Raw genomic sequence first — 15716 nt, forward strand, 5'->3', positions numbered from 1 at the left:
GCGCGAACGAAGTGAGCGACCGTCTCGCGCGGGAGTGGTGGCCAACGGCCACCCGAGCGCAAAAAAGGTGGAGGGTCATCGCCGGCCCTCCAGTAATGGACATCCCACCCGATGCGCGTACCGCGATCGAATCGGCCGCCCGCACCGAGGACATCGCTGGCGCTGTTTAGTTTTCTGATACGATTCGACACCGTTACATGTCTCTGCTTCGTTCCCAATCATGGGTGTTCTGCGAGCTGAGAACCCCAGCGTCGGGTGGTAGTGACACCCGGCGCGTTTCCATGAACGCGCGGCCGCGGTGTGCTGGCGTTCTCGTTTATCGTTGCCTTCCCCTTCACACATAAAGGTACTGATGCAATGAGTAATGTCGTGTCAAACTGACAACTCGTTCCGCAAGAGACGTTCTCGGATGGGATCGATCCCGTCCGGCCGATGACCGACTCAATCTGTGACGCCGGCTGCGCTGAGCGAATGTGGAAACTACGCGTTCTTGTTTCATAATGTTATTGGATCACATTTTACTTCCTCTACCGACTACCTCTGGATATGGTCACACACGATACGGTTCGAGATGTGCTCGTGCCCGACTTCGTCGGCGCGAGCGAGAGCGATCCCGTCCCAGCGAGCGCCCGACTGTTACTCAACGAACGCACCGACCACCTCGTCGTGCTTCGGGGTACCGACCCGGTTGGTTTAGTGAGCACACACGATCTCCTCAGACGGTTTCTCACCGGCGACGCAGCCGACGCAACGCTCGGTGATGTCATGACGACCGACTACGAAACTATCACGCCAGACGTGTCCGTGGAGGCAGCCGCCGAGCGGTTCGTTGGTTCCGCACAGCCGCTACTCGTTGTCGAGAACGGCAACCTGATGGGACTGTTGACCGAGCGAGATCTTCTGACCGCTCCACAGGGAGATCCCTACGAAGAAGCGCTCCCGATCGATGAATCGGCGGACAACACCGACATCAACGCCGATGCAGCGAGTCAAGGGATCTGTGAAGGCTGTGGTGCGTTCACGCGATCGCTCACTGTTGCTGGCGGACGATCGTTGTGTTCGGACTGTCTCGACGTGTGACAATTGTCAGCGTCCAAAGACGAGCTAGATCTCGGAGGCACCATCCGAAAATCGGCGTTTGTGATAATATCCTGATAAACACGCATCCATCCACAGTCAATCGTTTACTCGTGGTCGAAATAAGATGTGTGACGTTCCGCGGAGATCGGGCAGCAAACACAACACCTTTCGTAGACCGCACAGGAACCTCGGGCATGATACGGACGCTCGATGATCTCGACGCCAGCGGGACAGCGGTAGGGGTACGCGTCGACATCAACAGCCCACTCACGGATGATGGGCAGTTGGCGGATGACGCTCGACTACGGGCGCACGTCGACACCCTGTCGGAACTCACGGAGCGTAACGCCCGCGTCGCTGTGCTCGCTCACCAGGGCCGGCCCGCGGGTGATGAGTTCATGCCGCTTTCCGCGCACGCTCGTCGACTCGACGAGTTGCTCGATGCGCCCGTCGAGTACATCGACGCCACGTTCTGCAAGGCGGCCCGAGACCGGATCGAGGCGCTGGAGAATGGATCGGTGCTCGTGCTCGAAAACACCCGGTTTTACAGCGAGGAGAACATGTCGTTCGACCCGGCGAGCGCAGCCGAGACCCACCTCGTTGACCGCCTATCGATGGTGCTCGATGTTTTCGTCAACGACGCGTTCGCCGCCGCGCACCGATCCCAGCCGTCGATCGTGGGCTTTGCCGAACGGCTGCCGAGCTTTGGAGGGCGGGTGATGGAGCGCGAACTCGAAGCGCTGGGTGAGATCAGAGAGCGCCCGTCTCCTCGGGTGTACGTTCTGGGTGGCGCGAAAGTCGACGACTCGATCGAGATCGCAGAAACCGTTCTCCAGTCGGGCATTGCTGATACGGTTCTCACAACGGGGGTCGTCGGGAACGCGTTCCTCCACGCCAGTGGGGTATCACTCGGAGCGGAGACAGCGTCTGTCGTCACCTCGCGCGCCCGTGATCGACTCGACTTGGCCGCGGACCTACTCGAACGGTATCCAGAGCGCATTCAGACCCCTGTCGATGTCGCTGTCGAGCGTGATGGTGAGCGCGTCGAGCACTCGATCGAATCACTCCCGGTCGAACAGCCCGCGCTCGACGTGGGACAGGAAACGATCGACGCGTACACTGAAGTGTTCGAAGCCGCCGGAACGGTGGTTCTCAACGGGCCGGCCGGGGTGTTCGAGGACGAACGATTCGCCGTCGGGACGACTGAACTGTACAGTGGTGCTACCGACGCCGGGTTCTCGATCGTGGGCGGTGGCGACACGGCGGCTGCGCTCCGTCAACTCGGATTATCCGGCTTCGACCACGTCAGTACCGGTGGCGGTGCGGCGCTCGCGCTGTTGACCGGCGAACAGCTCCCGGCGGTTACGGCGCTTGACTCCAAGACCTGATAACGGATGGACATCGACACGCCCGACCGGAACGAGGTGGACGTGCTCGCGGACCTGTGGGTGGCGCTCGCTCGCGGGCAACAGGAACACGGCTCACACCTCGCTGCAGAATCCAACCGCACGCCGATCCGGGAGTCGATTACGCAGCATCTGGTCACTGGTGGACTCCTCGTCGCTCGGGCCGACGACGCTGTCCATCGAACCGAGTTCGATCGGGTCACCGATGTCATCGGATTCGTGATGTTCAGCGCCCAGTCGGGACGGTACGAGGAGACAACGGCTGCCGGACTGATCGAGAACCTCTATGTGGTTCCCGACCATCGCGGAGACGGTATCGGCTCGTCGCTGCTCGTGGCAGCAGAAGAGTCGCTACACGAGCAAGGGATCGAGACGATTACGCTCGATGTGATGACAAATAATGCGGGTGCACAGCAGTTTTACGAGCACCACGGCTACACGGCACACCGGATCACGATGGCGAAACACGAAACCGATATACACTCAAAGGACGAGTAACTAATAGACAGATACACGCTGCCAAGGGAGCTTGGGTCCGGTCCAAGCACTCGATTTGTAATCGAGAATTCATGGGTTCAAATCCCATCCTTGGCTCTGCTGAAAACTGTCCTCAGATTTGTCGCTCTCAAGATTCCCGTACGACACAGCAGACTACATTATTGTACGACGATAAATACTCCTGACCGATCAATTCACTGACTGACGAAATATTCAGGCTGTTCGAACGGTTCAGTTTCGCCTTCGACGCCGGTCACGTCAAGCGCCGTCACGACGGCGTCCACGTCGAGCAGTCCCGTGAGGCTCGGTTCGGTTCGTCCCGCATCACTGCTGATGAGTTCTTTGACGTACAGGCCACCCTCCCCGTGGAGTTCGACCGTTGCGTGGCGCTCATCAGTTAGTTCTCCGTCGATATCGTACACCGTCCGCGTTCGATCGATGTCGGCCCGTCGGTGGTCGACGCGGTTGGGTGTGCGCTGTTCGATTGTCGCGCCTTCGAGCGCGTCGAGTGCGTCCTGGAACACCGCCGCGTCGATCGGCGTGTCGAATTTCACGTCCATCCGGTACGTCTTCGAGGCGTCCAGTTGCTTGACGCGTTCGACCATTTCGTGTGTGGCGGCCCGGAGTCCGGACACCTCGACGGCGTCGGCTTGTTCGTTGATCGCCGTTTCGAGCCGGTCGAGATCCACAGATCGCGTGCGCGGCTCGTCGATTTCGATGACGAACGGCCGCCCGTCCCCGAGCATCCGGGCGTCGACATCCTCGCGTCCAGCGCCGTGAAAGACCGCCTCGCTGCCGTCCATCGCCTCTCGGAGGACTGGTGCCGTCTGCTGTTCGACGCTCGTTCCGTACCGATAGCCCGTTCCGTCACACGCTGCACACTGTTCCCCTCGTCGCATGCCTGTCTGCCCACAGTCCGAACACGGCCACTTGGTTTGGGGCACATCGCGCTTGAGTTTGCGATACCGCCCGTAAACGAACGCCGAGTTCACCTGCAGTTCGATCTCATCAGTCGCCAGATCGAGAAGAACGAGCGCGTCGGGCCGCTCCAGATCGACATCGGCGTCGATCGCTGCCCCGATCCGCTTTCCGACTTCGCGGTTGAGTTCCCGTTTCAACGGTGCACCCGCGTCCGCGTCGAGTCCCACGTCCTCGCGCAACAGCCGATCGTTCTCTTCGAGCAGCGGCGGAACGCGGGTTCCGACCTGGTAAGTAGCGATCTCCCACCCCCTGAGCGCCGCAATCGCCCGCTCTGCGAATGAGTCCACACGGGCGGACTCGCCTTCACACACCCAACACGACGCCTCATCCGCGTGTGGCTCGTACGGATGATCGTCAACAAGAGCAACAGTGATCCGAAGCGAGCGGCCACGCTGGGAGTTCGTGAGACCGAACCCCCGATCAGCGACGAGTCGGCCGAGACAGGCGTCACACAGCGGACCGGTGTCCAGTGCCGCCCGAGTAAGCCCAAGAAGATCCATGGTGTTACTCTCACCAATCGCGCCGACGGCTTGTCCCTTCCGAGTCCAACCTCACACGACAGCGTCGTGTTCGTCCCGAGCGTGCTCTCTGAGTTGCTCGGCCGACTCAAACGTCATTCCACAACTGCATCGGTGTTTTATTTTCACCGTTTTGTCAGACCCGTTGCTAGCCATGTTTCCATCTTGGGCCACACCGCTTTGTACGTTATGTTTTTCCATGCCACTACAGTTCCTCCGGTGGTGGGGAGCAGGCACCAGTGCGTTCAAGGATCACGGTGTACTGATTCTGACCGAAATCCTGCGGATCGCCGTACTGAATCGACCGGGGATTCACGCCGACGCCGAGGAGATCCAGCCAAGCATTTTCCTTGGGCGTTTCATCGAGGAACGCCGGGCGAGAACCGAACGTTGCCGCGACGGAGTAGGGATGGGTGTCCTCAGCGAGCAACGCCCTGTAATACTCGGTCTGTCCCGACAAGGAGAGCCGTTCAGCCCGGACGCTCCAGTCATCCGGAGCGAGATGGAGAATACCGTTGTGATACGTGAGTTCGATGTACGCCGGACAACGGTTTGGCATCTTCTCTATCCATTCGGTGTAGGCCTCCCGTGCCACAGGATTGCCGTTTTCGTTCATGTGGTCATATGAGGGGCGACTGACGGTCATCCCGTGAGGGATGGCAGCCTCTTGGGGATCGGCCACGTACGTTTCGACCACCGCGTCCTCGTCGGCGTGTGTCCGGAGCCAGTCGGTTGCCTCGTCTCGGGGCTGGCTCGCGTAGCCGAGCACGCCGACACCGGCGTACACGCTGCTTGAAACCACGAGCACAGCGATGATCGGGCGCGCAAGTGAACGATTGTGATCGTGAAGGCGTGCCAACCACACCCCGACGAGGAGCACGACCAACGGGAACGTTAACAGGAGATGATGGGTTCGGATGTAAGACCAGCCAGCGAACACCAGAAGAAGCGTCGTGATACCGACTAGTGACAACACAACGCCGTTGGTTTCGGGTGATCGCTTCCGGAGTCGGGGAAGGTTCATCACCGTGCTGATGAGTCCCGCACTGAACAATGGCAATCCGAGCCCGTTGAGATAACCACGAAGAAGCCACCACCAGCTTGGTCTGTCGAGCCAGCCGTAAACGTTGCTCTTGTTCGACGTACCGCGTTGCATCCGGTGAATGATCCGTTCGATCCCGTCACCGAACACGCTGGGATAGCCGACGACGATGACCGTCACACCGATGATCAGTCCGAGACTCAGTAGGCCCGGCCGTATCAGCGCGTCACTCCACTCCGTCTCCGGTTCGAATCCGTATAGGACGTACGCGATGCCGAGCAAAATCACGCCAATGCCGGCGGTGAGTTTGAACGCGATGCCCAGTGCTCCGAACACACAGCCGGCCAGAAACACCGCCCGATCGCCAGTCTCGGCGTACCGAAGCCCACAGTACACGACGAGCAAGAAACACAGCAGCGCTGGAGCGTCCTCTCCGATTTCGTGGGCCATGACGAGGACCCCCCACGTGACTGTCAACAGAAGCGCCGACAGCCGTCCAGCCAGCCGGTCACGCATCGTAACCCCGATCCGGTAGGTGACGTAGACGCACGCGACGACCACCACGACGTTGATGAGACGCGCGAACAACAGTCCCCACGTCCAGATCCAGCGCGGTGTATCGAGCCAGTGTGCCCACAGGCCGACCGCTTGTTGCTCGGGTAGCGTCGTGAACGCCTCAAGCTGTCCGAATATGAGAGCTGCGGCGAACACCGGCAACAGGGCGACACCGAAGAGATAAAACGACGCTCCGTACGCTCGTCCCCGCGCAATCCCGTCGAGAAACGATTCAAGCGTCGGCTCTTCGACGTAGTACCCGACCGCAACCATCACGTTGTTGATGCGCCACCGCTCATCGCGTGTTGCGAAGTTCGGAATTCGGTGCCAGAACCAGAACCCCGCGAGCACTGTTGCCACTATAAGAATATACGGCAAATACGGATCACTTCTGAAGTCATCGATGAACTGCCGTTTCGTCCGCCCCAGCAGTTCACCCGTCGCACGCCACATACTGGCGCTTCAACGAGGAGTACATATAAACGATGTTAGTTTGACTTTTCGGCTCCACGACTTCGATTCCGATAATGACGGAATAGGTCGGACGAACGTTTTTATTATCAGTTGTTCTTTCCCACCGTATGAGGTTCGTAATTGTGGGCTACGGACGGGTTGGAATCAGAACCGCAGACATCCTTCGGTTAGAAGATCACGAGGTAGTGATCGTCGATACTGATCCAGAGAAGGTCGAGCGCGCCAAAGAAGAAGGGTTTGAGGTGTACGCAGGGAGTGGAGACGCGGAGTCAGTGCTGATGGAAGCCGGCGTTGAGTCGGCCGACGCGGTCGGTGGGTTGACCGGCGATCTGAACGTGAACCTCAGTGCGTGCGTTATCGCGGACCAATACGACTGTCGAACGGTGCTTCGAATCGACGACGACTACCACGCCGACATCTACGAGAAGTATGCCGCAGAGGTGGACGAAGTCGTCTATCCTGAGCGGCTCGGCGCGGCAGGAGCGAAAACCGCCCTCCACGGCGGTGATTTCGACGTGCTCGGGGCGCTGACGGAAAACCTGTCTGCCGGCAGCGTCACCGTCGGGGACGACGCAGCTGTCGTTGGGGAACGCGTCATAGGTGTCGATTTGCCCGGAGAGTCGCTCATCTACGCCCACGGCCGGGAAGACGAGTCAATGACGATCCCGCTCCCACAGACGACGATTGAGTCCGGGGACACGATCGCGTTCATGGCTGATCCCGATCTCGTTTCTGAGGTTCGCGGACTGCTCAGCGGCTGAGCACGCTTGCGTGACCGATGGACGTTTGGACGTAGAGAACGACTGGAAACGTATGGGCTGGGAAGCACTGTTCGACCGTGCCGAGGCGTACGACGTGTCTGTCGAGGAGATCGAGTCTGCGCTCAGTGCTCGTCGAGATGACTGAGATAACGCGAATCGTCGCTGACAGCGACGTGCTCACAGCGGATCTCCTCATCGGGGGGAGTGCCCGCGAGGCGCTTGACATCGTCCGGTCGCATTCGTGGCTCGAATTGGTAGCGAGCGATCCCCTCCTTGCTGACGCACAGGCAGTCATCGCGGAACTCGCTTCAGAGGAACTCGCCACGGTGTGGCACGAGACGATCGACGCCGAACGGATCGCCGTTGATAATCCATCCGGAGACCACCCAGCACTCGCCTCAGCGTACCACGGAAACGCGGCACACGTCCTTTCCTTTGATGATCGCCTCAGGAGTGCGAAAACCGGGATCGAGATCAGGAAACGAATGAAAGCGAGCGTCAAATCCCCCGACGCGTTCGTCGCCCTCTTCGATCCCGAACGCTTCTATGAAACCGCCTTCGACGAGCCGTATCCGGGACCGGACTCCGACTCGCGCTGATGGGTCGATCACGCTTGCCGATCTCAACGCTCCGCAAACCACTCGGAAAACGTGGCGAGCGCCCGCCCACGGTGTGAGACGGCGTTTTTCTCATCAGTGGACATCTCCGCGAATGTGGTGCCATCGTGTTCGAAAATGGGATCGTAGCCGAAGCCGCCAGTACCCCGTGGCTCGACGATCCGGCCGGGAATCACCCCCTCAAACAGTTTCACTGGTACGCCCGCCGTATCGACGGTATCGTCAGTCGTCGCGGTGGCGCGCTCCTCGACAGCCAGATCATCCCCGCGCCGACCCTGATCGACCGAGTCGGGCGTGGCCGAGAACGGCTCACCGTCGCAGTAGGCGATCACACACCGAAACGTGGCCCGACTCGCTCCGGCGTCGCGGGCGAGTCGGCCGACGCGCTCGACGCCCAAGGTGTCTTCTGCGAACGCGGAGTACGGACCGGGAAAGCCATCGAGACCGTCGATGAACAGGCCAGCGTCGTCAACGATCACCGGCTCACCGACGTGATCAAACGCCGCGCGCGCGCCGTGGGCGGCGATCGGAGCGAGCGTTTCGGACTGGATTTCGGGATAGTCGTAGTCGAACGCAGTCACTGCGTCGTCACCGAGATACTCGCGTGCCTCTCGAACCTTCCCGGGGTTCGTCGTCACGTAATGGAGCATACTAACCGCTCGAACCCCGCTCAGAAAATGACCATCGGTTCCCGGCTCAGTCAACGATGACTTCAACCGGCTCGTCGTCGCTCGATATCTCATCCTCCTCGCCGCTTTGCTGGTGGTAGAACAGAGCGCCCGCTACGGCGAGGACGATCCACGACCGCCAGTTGGAGAGGTTCAGCGTGTATCCGATCCCAAACGGCTTTTCGACCAACATACCTTCATCGGGTCGCCAGTAGGCCGACAGCATCCGACCGAGACTCGGACGCTCGAAATTGTATGGCACACCGAACAGTTCACCCGACTGTGGCTTATCGACCATAATCTGTGGTATGTCCGGCATGGTTAAACCATTTACCACAACCTATCACTGATTATTAAAATGCGTCAGCCGAGCGAGTTAGGACTGATACCGGCCGCGTCCCTCGATCGTCCGCAGTTGATCAATGACCGCCGGATCACCGGCGTCACGGTAGGATTCTTCGAACGCGCCGAGTAGTGGATCGGGAGTACTCGCGGTTCCAGCGATGCTTTGGGAGAACACGTGGAGATCCATCGCGTGATCCTCGATCGCCTCGGAGTAGTAGGCGAGTCCGAAATCGATGAGCCACGTTCGGTTGCCGACGCGGACGTTTCTGGTAGTGGGATCGCCGTGGACGATGTCCGCCGCGTGAAGCGTGGCGAGGAGACGACCCACATCCCGCACCTGTGCCTCGGTCGGGTCGTCTCGGAGGTCTGCGGTGCCGACGTGTTCAAAGACGATCCGAGGCTCGCGTTCGTCGATATCCCGGAGCGCTGGCGTTGACACCCCGAGCCGCCGCGCATCGCTCGTCACTCGGGCCTCCGCACGGGTACGCTCCCGACGAAGCCGCTCGTCGAGTTGGGGATGTCTGTAGGCCTTCGGCACCCGTGTTTTGATCACGTTTCCGTCGTCGATCTCGACGGTCGCCTCCGCACCGCGCTGAGGATCGTCAGTGACTGCGCTCGTTGTTTCTGTCGGACGACGATCGGAGCCAGTCCGCCACGTGACAGGCACCTCGTCAGGCCGAAAGTTCGGGCGCACTCGCGACTCCTCGATCGGGATGTCATCACCGGCAGCGGCCATTTTCGCCCCGAGCACCGCGATCATGCCGGCGTTGTCCCGGAGAAAGCGTGGTTCCGGGGCATAAAAGGACGCGCCTCGGGCAGCGCACATCGTTTCAAGCATGTCCCGAAGGCGGCCGTTCTGTCCGACGCCACCGCCGAGAACGAGTTCATCCGCCCCAGTCAGCGACAGCGCTCGTTCCGAGACCTCCGCGAGCATCGCAAAGATCGTTTCCTGAAGCGAAAAGCAGACATCCTCGATCGCCACGCCGTCGTCGTATGCCTCTTTGGCCGCGCTCATGATCCCCGAGAAAGAGAAATCCATTCCCTTGACCACGTAGGGCAGATCGGCGTATTCGCCGTCGGCCGCCGCGGCTTCGACCTTTGGACCGCCGGGGTGTGACCAGCCGACGTGGCGAGTGAACTTATCGATCGCGTTGCCGACACCGGTGTCCATCGTCTCACCGAGCACGCGATACCGACCGTTGTGATAGCCGAGAATGTGGGCGTTGGCACCGCTCGCATTCAAACACACCGGAGCATCGAACCCCGACCGGTGGCGACCGATCTCGAGATGAGCGAGCATGTGGTTGACGCCGACAAGCGGAACGTCAAGCGTTCCCGCCAGCGCCCGCCCGGCAGTCCCGACAATACGGAGACACGGCCCGAGTCCCGGACCCCGAGAAAAAGCGACAACATCGATCTCGTCGGTCGAATCGCGGGCGCGGCCAACCACCTCGGGGATCGCCTCGCGCATGTGCTCTGCGGCCTCGCGGGGGTGAATACCGCCGCTCTCCGGTTGATACTCGTCGGTGAAAATCGACACCGTTTCGGCCGTCGAATCGTACACCGCGGCACTCGCGGCCCACGCTGTTCCCTCAATACCGAGAACGCGCATCTGTTTCAGGTTCCAGCCGGCAGCTCAGGCCTCTTCGGTCTCAGCGTCCGATTCCATTTCAGCGCCGATCTTGTTTCGATCGAGCATGTACGACTGCTCGACATCTCGGGCGTGTTCGGCAGTCTGATACACTTTGGCGTAGCCGATGGTTTTGCGCATTCCGTATTTCGTGTCGAGTTTGTGAATAACAACCTCATCGGCGTCTTTGTTCAGCATGGCCGCAAGGCTGTCACGCACCGACAGCCGCGATGGTGTTGCGTCCTCGTGAACAACCCGAAACCGAACATCCGAACGGTGTAACATCGGATTATCCTCTTCGTTGATGATTTCGATGTCCATGTTACCGATACTTGCCTCCGAAACAGCTAAAAGGATTTCGAAGCACTAACCGTTCGGTCTGATAACGGCGCGGCCCTCGATCTCACCGTGTTCGAGTTTCTCTGCGACGGTATTGATCTCATCGAGCGGATAGTGGGTGGTGTGGAGCTCGACAGCACCGCGATCAACGAGCGCCATGAGTTCCTGTAACTCGGTGTACCGACCGACGAGCGCTCCGCGGTAGGCGAGTTCACCATCAACGAGTGCCTGTGCGGGTTGATGGACGTGACCACCGTATCCGACGACGTGGAAATCACCGCCGGGTGCGACGATGTCCGGACCAGTCGCAGTCGTCTCGTCGCTGCCGACGAAATCGAGCACCTGTGTGGCTCCCGTCCCATCTGTTATCGAATCGATGGCTGAGACGAGATTTTCCTCACCCGAATTGATGGTGTGATCGACGCCGAGGCGCTGGGCCAGATCGAGGGCGTCCTGTTTGATATCGACGGCGACAATCGTCGCGGCCGACATCGCCAAAAGACATTGGACTCCAATGTGACCGAGTCCACCGACGCCGATGACGACGGCAGTCGATCCGGGTACGAGTTCGGTGGTCGCCTTCTTCACGGCGTGGTAGGCGGTGATGCCCGCGTCGGCGTGGGGTGCAATCTCTGCCGGATCGACGCCATCTGGAAGCGTGATTACTGACCGTTCGTTGGTGAGCAGATACTCCGCAAACCCGCCGTCGGTACTCAGCCCAGGAAACGAAAGATTCTCACAATGCATGTCCTCACCCAATCGACACGCCCGACACACGCCACACGTCCGAACAGGGTGACAGATGACCTGATCACCTTCTACCACCGTTGTCACTCCTGCCCCCCCACTTCGACGACGGTTCCCGCGTTCTCGTGGCCGAGTGTCATCGGCAGCTCTTGGGGCACATACTCCGTCCACATCCCTTCGATGACGTGGTTATCGGTTTGACACCACCCCGCCCCCTCGGTCTCGATGAGCAGCGCGGTGGGATCGGTCACAACTGGCCGATCGATCTCATCGATGGTGAGCGCGGTGCTCATGTCGTCAGTGTAGTCGTGGAGGCGCGCAGCTTGCATGATACTGTGTAACAATCGGTGGGGGACGGGTAAAAAGTATTGTTGGTTATTATACACGATGGCCAGAGGGTCCGTCGGTCACTCTTTCCATTTGATCGAACAGCCCCGTGAGGGACGGAACGCCGTTTCGACCGGTTCGTCAGCGAGCACGGCGTCACTGACGGCGCGCATCTCAAAGCCAGGCTCACCGGATGGATCCTCGTCTGGACTCATCGCGTCGTCGAGTCGACCGTGGTATGCGAGCGTGAATCCGGCGTCGGTGTTCGAAAACAGGAATGGATCGGGTGTACACGTCGCCCCGTAGGCGCGGGCGACGGTTTGGCTTTCGTCACGGAGATACGCGTCGTATGCGATCGTTCCCTCCGAAACGAGTTCACGCATTCGTTCGAAGGAGTCACCGGGATACTCCTCGGCGTCGTTGGGGTTTATGCCGACGACCGCTACCTCCTCGTAATCGGCGGCGATCGCGTTCAGCGCGTCCATTTTGGCCTTCGCGTACGGGCAGTGGTTGCACGTGAACACCAGCAGTAGGGCCTCATACCCCTCGAAATCCGAGAGCGAATACTGTTCATCGTCCGTTCCCGGTAGTTCGAAATCCGGTGCCTGTTCGCCGCGTTCGAGTTCCTGTGTTGATTCTTCGAGTGCCATACGAGAACCCTTGGACCCGAGCGGAAAAAACGTGGGCGAAAAAAGCTGCTCGCTCCCGCTCGCGGTGCTGCGTTTTGTCCGCTCCGCCACCGCACCGCGATGCACCGCCACCGCACCGCGACCGCACCGCCTCCGCCTGCTAGCAAACATGTTTGTGAGTGGTGTATTCTGGAGATATCTGTGGGTGGAGACAATAGTTAGGACAGCAGACAGCATAGGGTCCTCTCTAGCTACCATACGAGAATAGTAAACACTCTTTTACTTCTACGTCAGAGCGTGTACTGATGCCGTTTACGCTCTACCATCTCGGTCCAGCACTACTGATCGGCCTTCCGCTTCGCCGCTGGATCGATCTCCTGACACTCTGCACTGCCAGCGTGGTTCTCGATATCTGGCCGTTGCTTGCGGGGTTGGGAGTGTTACCGGGACCGTACCACAGGGTTGAACACACGTATCTCGGCGGTGCTGTCGTCGCTGGTATGCTCACAGTCGGGATGGTACTGGGTGCGCACCAGTTCCCAACGCAGTTCGATCGATGGCGATCTGATACAGGCGGCCTCACTGGTCTCGTTGTTCCGGGGCTTATCGGCACGCTGCTTCACGTCACGCTCGATAGTGTTACTCATCCAACAATGGATCCGTTCACGCCGATCGCTGGCAATCCATTTTCCCACCTCTTCACACTTATGGAATTAACAATTGTTTGTGCAACTCTCTTGTTCATCTGTCTTGCGTGGCTCGTGCTCCTACACACAGCAAGAAGGCGTAGTTCTGAGGAGAGTTCAGGGTTGTTTGCGATCGGCCCACTGCACATGCTCAGCATCTCATCCAGACACCGGCTAGCTGGAGTCAGCATTGCCGGCCTCGGCATTATTATGCTTCTATTGGTCAGTCGTACCGACATTTTCATCGCGAAGGTCATATGGGGCGCGTCCGGCGGGATCATCCTGTTCAACGGACTGTACCTCAACGGCGTCCGGTTTCGATAGCAACGCAAACACGATGGTGGTGGCACACCCGACCCCTGTCAAATACAGTGGCATGATGCGCTCTCATCCTCAGGGAGGCTATGCAGAACGCTCCTCACAGAAAAATGCCGCTATCCACACGCGAAAACTAAAGGAGCGTTATTTCGCGGTCACGGGGTCGCTCGCCGGAGCCGTCGTCTCCCGAACGTCGACACCCTTGCCCCGAAGGCGCTTGTGCATCGTTTCCGGTGTCACACCGGCGTAGCCGGCCGCCTGTTCGAGCGTCAGCGTTCCCGACTGGTACAATGATATCGCAGCCACGACCGCGTGTTGGCGCATACTTCGTAATGTGTCCCAATACCCTATAAGTATACTGTGAGATTATATCTCATTATATGCCGTGGAATCCCATTGTGTAGCAAGGCTTTTTGCCAGCGTCATCGCCAATTCCGGCATGGACACACGCGCCGAACTGCTCGGTCTACTGCGCGAGAACGCCCGCTATTCCGTGAGCGATCTCGCGCGTCTCACTGGCCGAGACGAAAACGAGATCGAGGAAGCGATAGCCACCTTAGAACAGGACGGTGTTCTTCAGGGGTATCAGGCCGTCGTGGACTGGAGTCAGGCCGACTCGGAGCCGGTTCGGGCCACCGTCGAACTCAACGTTGCGCTCGATCGCGAGACAGGGTACGACGACATCGCACAGCGGATCGTGAAGTTCGAGGAGGTGCGTTCGCTCCGTCTAGTGAGCGGGGATTTCGATTTCGCCCTCGATGTCGAAGCTGATTCGATGGGTGCGGTGTCCCGGTTCATCAGCGAACAAGTGGCTCCAGTGCCGGAAGTCACCCAAACGGTTACCCACTACGTGATGGAGAGCTACAAAGAAAACGGGATCGAATTCGGTGACGGGCACGACGATGACCGCCTGTCAGTCACGCCATGACGGGACCGTCGATCGCTGAGCGCGTTCGTCAGGTTCCCCCCTCGGGGATCCGTCGGTTCTTCGAGTTGGCCGAGGAGATGGATGACGTGATCTCCCTCGGCGTGGGTGAACCGGACTTCACGGCTCCCTCGCGGGCGCGAGAAGCAGCTATCAGTTCCATCGAGCAGGGACGCACCTCGTACACGGCCAACCGGGGGAAGCGAGAACTGCGCGAGACCATTGCAGATCACATCGGAAAGTGGGATCTCACATACGATCCAGCCGAGGAGATCCTCGTAACGGCAGGGGCGAGCGAAGCGCTCGATCTGACGTTTCGTGCACTCGTCGATCCAGGCGACATCGTCGCCGTCGCACAGCCCTCGTACGTCTCATACGTTCCGAGTGCCATTTTTGCGGGCGGAACAGTACGGCCTGTCCAAACGAAGGCCCAAGACGAGTTTGTGCTCACTCCTGAGGTGCTCGAAGAGGCCGATGCTGGGGATGCCGATCTGCTCGTACTCTGTTATCCGAACAACCCAACCGGCGCAACGATGACGGAAGCGGAACTCGCTCGGGTGGCCGCGTTCGCCCGCGAGCACGATCTCACAGTGCTCTCCGACGAAATCTACGCGGATCTCACGTACGCCGGAGAACACACTTCCATCGCCAGCTTCGAGGGGATGAAAGAGCGCACAGTGGTGTACAACGGCTTTTCGAAGGCGTACGCCATGACGGGACTCCGATTGGGGTATGCGCTCGGACCAAGCGAAGTAATCAACGCGATGAACCGCGTTCACCAGTACACGATGCTGTCAGCACCAACGACCCCGCAGTACGCCGCCATCGAAGCCCTCCAATCGTGTGATGCGTCCGTCGAAGCGATGCGATCACAGTACGACCACCGACGGAAGTTCGTGCTCTCGCGCTTTTCGGAGATGGGCATCGACTGCTTCGAAGCGACCGGTGCGTTCTATGTCTTCCCAGAATGTCCGTGGGACGACGCCGAAGCGTTCGCCCAAGCGCTCCTCGAAGAACAGAACGTCGCCATGGTGCCGGGGACGGCGTTCGGGGACAGCGGCTCGGGGCACCTCCGTGTGTCGTATGCGACCGGATTGGAGGAGCTTCGAACCGCGATGAACCGCCTCGAACGGTTCTTGGAGTAGTGCATCCGCTTCTAGTCCTGTCTAT

General features: G+C 59.7%; 18 protein-coding genes, 1 tRNA gene and 1 pseudogene. 10 read left to right on the forward strand and 10 right to left on the reverse strand.

Going from position 1 to position 15716, the window contains the following annotated elements; all coding sequences use genetic code 11:
* The first annotated feature begins 546 nt into the window (after positions 1 to 546).
* The 4 genes from EIK79_RS03875 to EIK79_RS03890 all read left to right on the forward strand — a co-directional run bounded on the left by EIK79_RS03875 (position 547) and on the right by EIK79_RS03890 (position 3080).
* Positions 547 to 1080 (forward strand): CBS domain-containing protein, encoded by a 534-nt coding sequence (locus tag EIK79_RS03875; RefSeq protein WP_124953833.1) that lies wholly within the window; start codon positions 547 to 549, stop codon positions 1078 to 1080.
* Positions 1081 to 1274: 194 nt separating this feature from the next.
* On the forward strand, positions 1275 to 2468 hold the full coding sequence (locus tag EIK79_RS03880) for a phosphoglycerate kinase (protein WP_124953834.1): 1194 nt from the start codon (positions 1275 to 1277) through the stop codon (positions 2466 to 2468).
* A 6-nt stretch (positions 2469 to 2474) separates the two neighbouring features.
* Positions 2475 to 2984: a GNAT family N-acetyltransferase gene (locus EIK79_RS03885; protein WP_124953835.1), complete on the forward strand. Its 510-nt coding sequence runs from the start codon at positions 2475 to 2477 to the stop codon at positions 2982 to 2984.
* Between the two features lie 20 nt (positions 2985 to 3004).
* Positions 3005 to 3080, forward strand: a tRNA-Thr gene (locus EIK79_RS03890).
* A gap of 98 nt (positions 3081 to 3178) precedes the next feature.
* Here EIK79_RS03890 and EIK79_RS03895 read toward each other — a convergent pair.
* The 3 genes from EIK79_RS03895 to EIK79_RS03900 are packed head-to-tail and all read right to left on the reverse strand — an operon-like array spanning position 3179 to position 6533.
* The gene (locus EIK79_RS03895; RefSeq protein WP_124953836.1) at positions 3179 to 4465 is read right to left on the reverse strand and encodes a tRNA pseudouridine(54/55) synthase Pus10; all 1287 of its coding nucleotides are present in this window, start codon (positions 4463 to 4465) and stop codon (positions 3179 to 3181) included.
* Between the two features lie 51 nt (positions 4466 to 4516).
* Complete coding sequence (locus EIK79_RS18935) at positions 4517 to 4639, reverse strand: hypothetical protein (RefSeq protein WP_267900520.1); 123 nt, start codon at positions 4637 to 4639, stop codon at positions 4517 to 4519.
* Between the two features lie 49 nt (positions 4640 to 4688).
* On the reverse strand, positions 4689 to 6533 hold the full coding sequence (locus EIK79_RS03900) for an ArnT family glycosyltransferase (RefSeq protein ID WP_124953837.1): 1845 nt from the start codon (positions 6531 to 6533) through the stop codon (positions 4689 to 4691).
* A gap of 128 nt (positions 6534 to 6661) precedes the next feature.
* Between EIK79_RS03900 and EIK79_RS03905 the strand changes: the two genes are divergently transcribed.
* Genes EIK79_RS03905 through EIK79_RS03910 form a run of 3 tightly spaced genes read left to right on the forward strand, consistent with a single transcriptional unit; the run spans position 6662 to position 7914 of the window.
* A complete protein-coding gene (locus EIK79_RS03905; protein WP_124953838.1) occupies positions 6662 to 7315 on the forward strand; it encodes a potassium channel family protein in 654 nt (217 codons plus the stop codon).
* Positions 7316 to 7325: 10 nt separating this feature from the next.
* Positions 7326 to 7460, forward strand: a complete 135-nt coding sequence (locus tag EIK79_RS18940) for a hypothetical protein (protein ID WP_267900521.1) — start codon at positions 7326 to 7328, stop codon at positions 7458 to 7460.
* The gene (locus EIK79_RS03910) at positions 7453 to 7914 is read left to right on the forward strand and encodes a DUF7384 family protein (protein ID WP_124953839.1); all 462 of its coding nucleotides are present in this window, start codon (positions 7453 to 7455) and stop codon (positions 7912 to 7914) included. The genes EIK79_RS18940 and EIK79_RS03910 overlap by 8 nt, the downstream gene beginning before the upstream one ends.
* Before the next feature lie 23 nt (positions 7915 to 7937).
* Here the strand turns inward: EIK79_RS03910 and EIK79_RS03915 are convergent, their stop codons facing one another.
* The 6 genes and pseudogenes from EIK79_RS03915 to EIK79_RS03940 form a co-directional block, all read right to left on the reverse strand.
* On the reverse strand, positions 7938 to 8582 hold the full coding sequence (locus EIK79_RS03915; protein WP_124953840.1) for a non-canonical purine NTP pyrophosphatase: 645 nt from the start codon (positions 8580 to 8582) through the stop codon (positions 7938 to 7940).
* A 46-nt stretch (positions 8583 to 8628) separates the two neighbouring features.
* Positions 8629 to 8898 (reverse strand): DUF5808 domain-containing protein, encoded by a 270-nt coding sequence (locus EIK79_RS03920; protein ID WP_124953841.1) that lies wholly within the window; start codon positions 8896 to 8898, stop codon positions 8629 to 8631.
* A 78-nt stretch (positions 8899 to 8976) separates the two neighbouring features.
* Positions 8977 to 10557, reverse strand: a complete 1581-nt coding sequence (locus tag EIK79_RS03925) for a bifunctional N(6)-L-threonylcarbamoyladenine synthase/serine/threonine protein kinase (RefSeq protein WP_124953842.1) — start codon at positions 10555 to 10557, stop codon at positions 8977 to 8979.
* 24 nt (positions 10558 to 10581) lie between these two features.
* On the reverse strand, positions 10582 to 10896 hold the full coding sequence (locus EIK79_RS03930) for a 30S ribosomal protein S24e (RefSeq protein WP_124953843.1): 315 nt from the start codon (positions 10894 to 10896) through the stop codon (positions 10582 to 10584).
* 45 nt (positions 10897 to 10941) lie between these two features.
* Positions 10942 to 11990, reverse strand: a pseudogene (locus EIK79_RS03935) (NAD(P)-dependent alcohol dehydrogenase).
* Between the two features lie 78 nt (positions 11991 to 12068).
* Positions 12069 to 12638, reverse strand: coding sequence for a thioredoxin family protein (locus tag EIK79_RS03940; RefSeq protein ID WP_124953844.1), 570 nt, complete (start codon positions 12636 to 12638; stop codon positions 12069 to 12071).
* Between the two features lie 284 nt (positions 12639 to 12922).
* Between EIK79_RS03940 and EIK79_RS03945 the strand changes: the two genes are divergently transcribed.
* The gene (locus EIK79_RS03945; RefSeq protein ID WP_124953845.1) at positions 12923 to 13627 is read left to right on the forward strand and encodes a hypothetical protein; all 705 of its coding nucleotides are present in this window, start codon (positions 12923 to 12925) and stop codon (positions 13625 to 13627) included.
* A gap of 138 nt (positions 13628 to 13765) precedes the next feature.
* Here the strand turns inward: EIK79_RS03945 and EIK79_RS03950 are convergent, their stop codons facing one another.
* Positions 13766 to 13945, reverse strand: coding sequence for a DUF7317 family protein (locus tag EIK79_RS03950; RefSeq protein WP_124953846.1), 180 nt, complete (start codon positions 13943 to 13945; stop codon positions 13766 to 13768).
* A 115-nt stretch (positions 13946 to 14060) separates the two neighbouring features.
* Here EIK79_RS03950 and EIK79_RS03955 point away from each other — a divergent pair, with 115 nt between their 5' ends.
* On the forward strand, positions 14061 to 14549 hold the full coding sequence (locus tag EIK79_RS03955) for an Lrp/AsnC family transcriptional regulator (protein WP_124953847.1): 489 nt from the start codon (positions 14061 to 14063) through the stop codon (positions 14547 to 14549).
* The gene (locus EIK79_RS03960; RefSeq protein WP_124953848.1) at positions 14546 to 15691 is read left to right on the forward strand and encodes a pyridoxal phosphate-dependent aminotransferase; all 1146 of its coding nucleotides are present in this window, start codon (positions 14546 to 14548) and stop codon (positions 15689 to 15691) included. Before EIK79_RS03955 ends, EIK79_RS03960 begins: the two co-directional genes overlap by 4 nt.
* Positions 15692 to 15716 lie beyond the last annotated feature (25 nt).

Source organism: Halocatena pleomorpha (assembly GCF_003862495.1).
Classification (GTDB): Archaea; Halobacteriota; Halobacteria; order Halobacteriales; family Haloarculaceae; genus Halocatena; species Halocatena pleomorpha.

Bases quoted from the DNA above. Each gene is read 5' to 3' on its own strand.
- EIK79_RS03875 (WP_124953833.1), top strand. From the start codon at position 547: ATGGTCACACACGATACGGTTCGAGATGTGCTCGTGCCCGACTTCGTC.
- EIK79_RS03880 (WP_124953834.1), top strand. From the start codon at position 1,275: ATGATACGGACGCTCGATGATCTCGACGCCAGCGGGACAGCGGTAGGG.
- EIK79_RS03885 (WP_124953835.1), top strand. From the start codon at position 2,475: ATGGACATCGACACGCCCGACCGGAACGAGGTGGACGTGCTCGCGGAC.
- EIK79_RS03895 (WP_124953836.1), bottom strand. From the start codon at position 4,465: ATGGATCTTCTTGGGCTTACTCGGGCGGCACTGGACACCGGTCCGCTG.
- EIK79_RS18935 (WP_267900520.1), bottom strand. From the start codon at position 4,639: ATGGCTAGCAACGGGTCTGACAAAACGGTGAAAATAAAACACCGATGC.
- EIK79_RS03900 (WP_124953837.1), bottom strand. From the start codon at position 6,533: ATGTGGCGTGCGACGGGTGAACTGCTGGGGCGGACGAAACGGCAGTTC.
- EIK79_RS03905 (WP_124953838.1), top strand. From the start codon at position 6,662: ATGAGGTTCGTAATTGTGGGCTACGGACGGGTTGGAATCAGAACCGCA.
- EIK79_RS03910 (WP_124953839.1), top strand. From the start codon at position 7,453: ATGACTGAGATAACGCGAATCGTCGCTGACAGCGACGTGCTCACAGCG.
- EIK79_RS03915 (WP_124953840.1), bottom strand. From the start codon at position 8,582: ATGCTCCATTACGTGACGACGAACCCCGGGAAGGTTCGAGAGGCACGC.
- EIK79_RS03920 (WP_124953841.1), bottom strand. From the start codon at position 8,898: ATGGTCGATAAGCCACAGTCGGGTGAACTGTTCGGTGTGCCATACAAT.
- EIK79_RS03925 (WP_124953842.1), bottom strand. From the start codon at position 10,557: ATGCGCGTTCTCGGTATTGAGGGAACAGCGTGGGCCGCGAGTGCCGCG.
- EIK79_RS03930 (WP_124953843.1), bottom strand. From the start codon at position 10,896: ATGGACATCGAAATCATCAACGAAGAGGATAATCCGATGTTACACCGT.
- EIK79_RS03940 (WP_124953844.1), bottom strand. From the start codon at position 12,638: ATGGCACTCGAAGAATCAACACAGGAACTCGAACGCGGCGAACAGGCA.
- EIK79_RS03945 (WP_124953845.1), top strand. From the start codon at position 12,923: ATGCCGTTTACGCTCTACCATCTCGGTCCAGCACTACTGATCGGCCTT.
- EIK79_RS03950 (WP_124953846.1), bottom strand. From the start codon at position 13,945: ATGCGCCAACACGCGGTCGTGGCTGCGATATCATTGTACCAGTCGGGA.
- EIK79_RS03955 (WP_124953847.1), top strand. From the start codon at position 14,061: ATGGACACACGCGCCGAACTGCTCGGTCTACTGCGCGAGAACGCCCGC.
- EIK79_RS03960 (WP_124953848.1), top strand. From the start codon at position 14,546: ATGACGGGACCGTCGATCGCTGAGCGCGTTCGTCAGGTTCCCCCCTCG.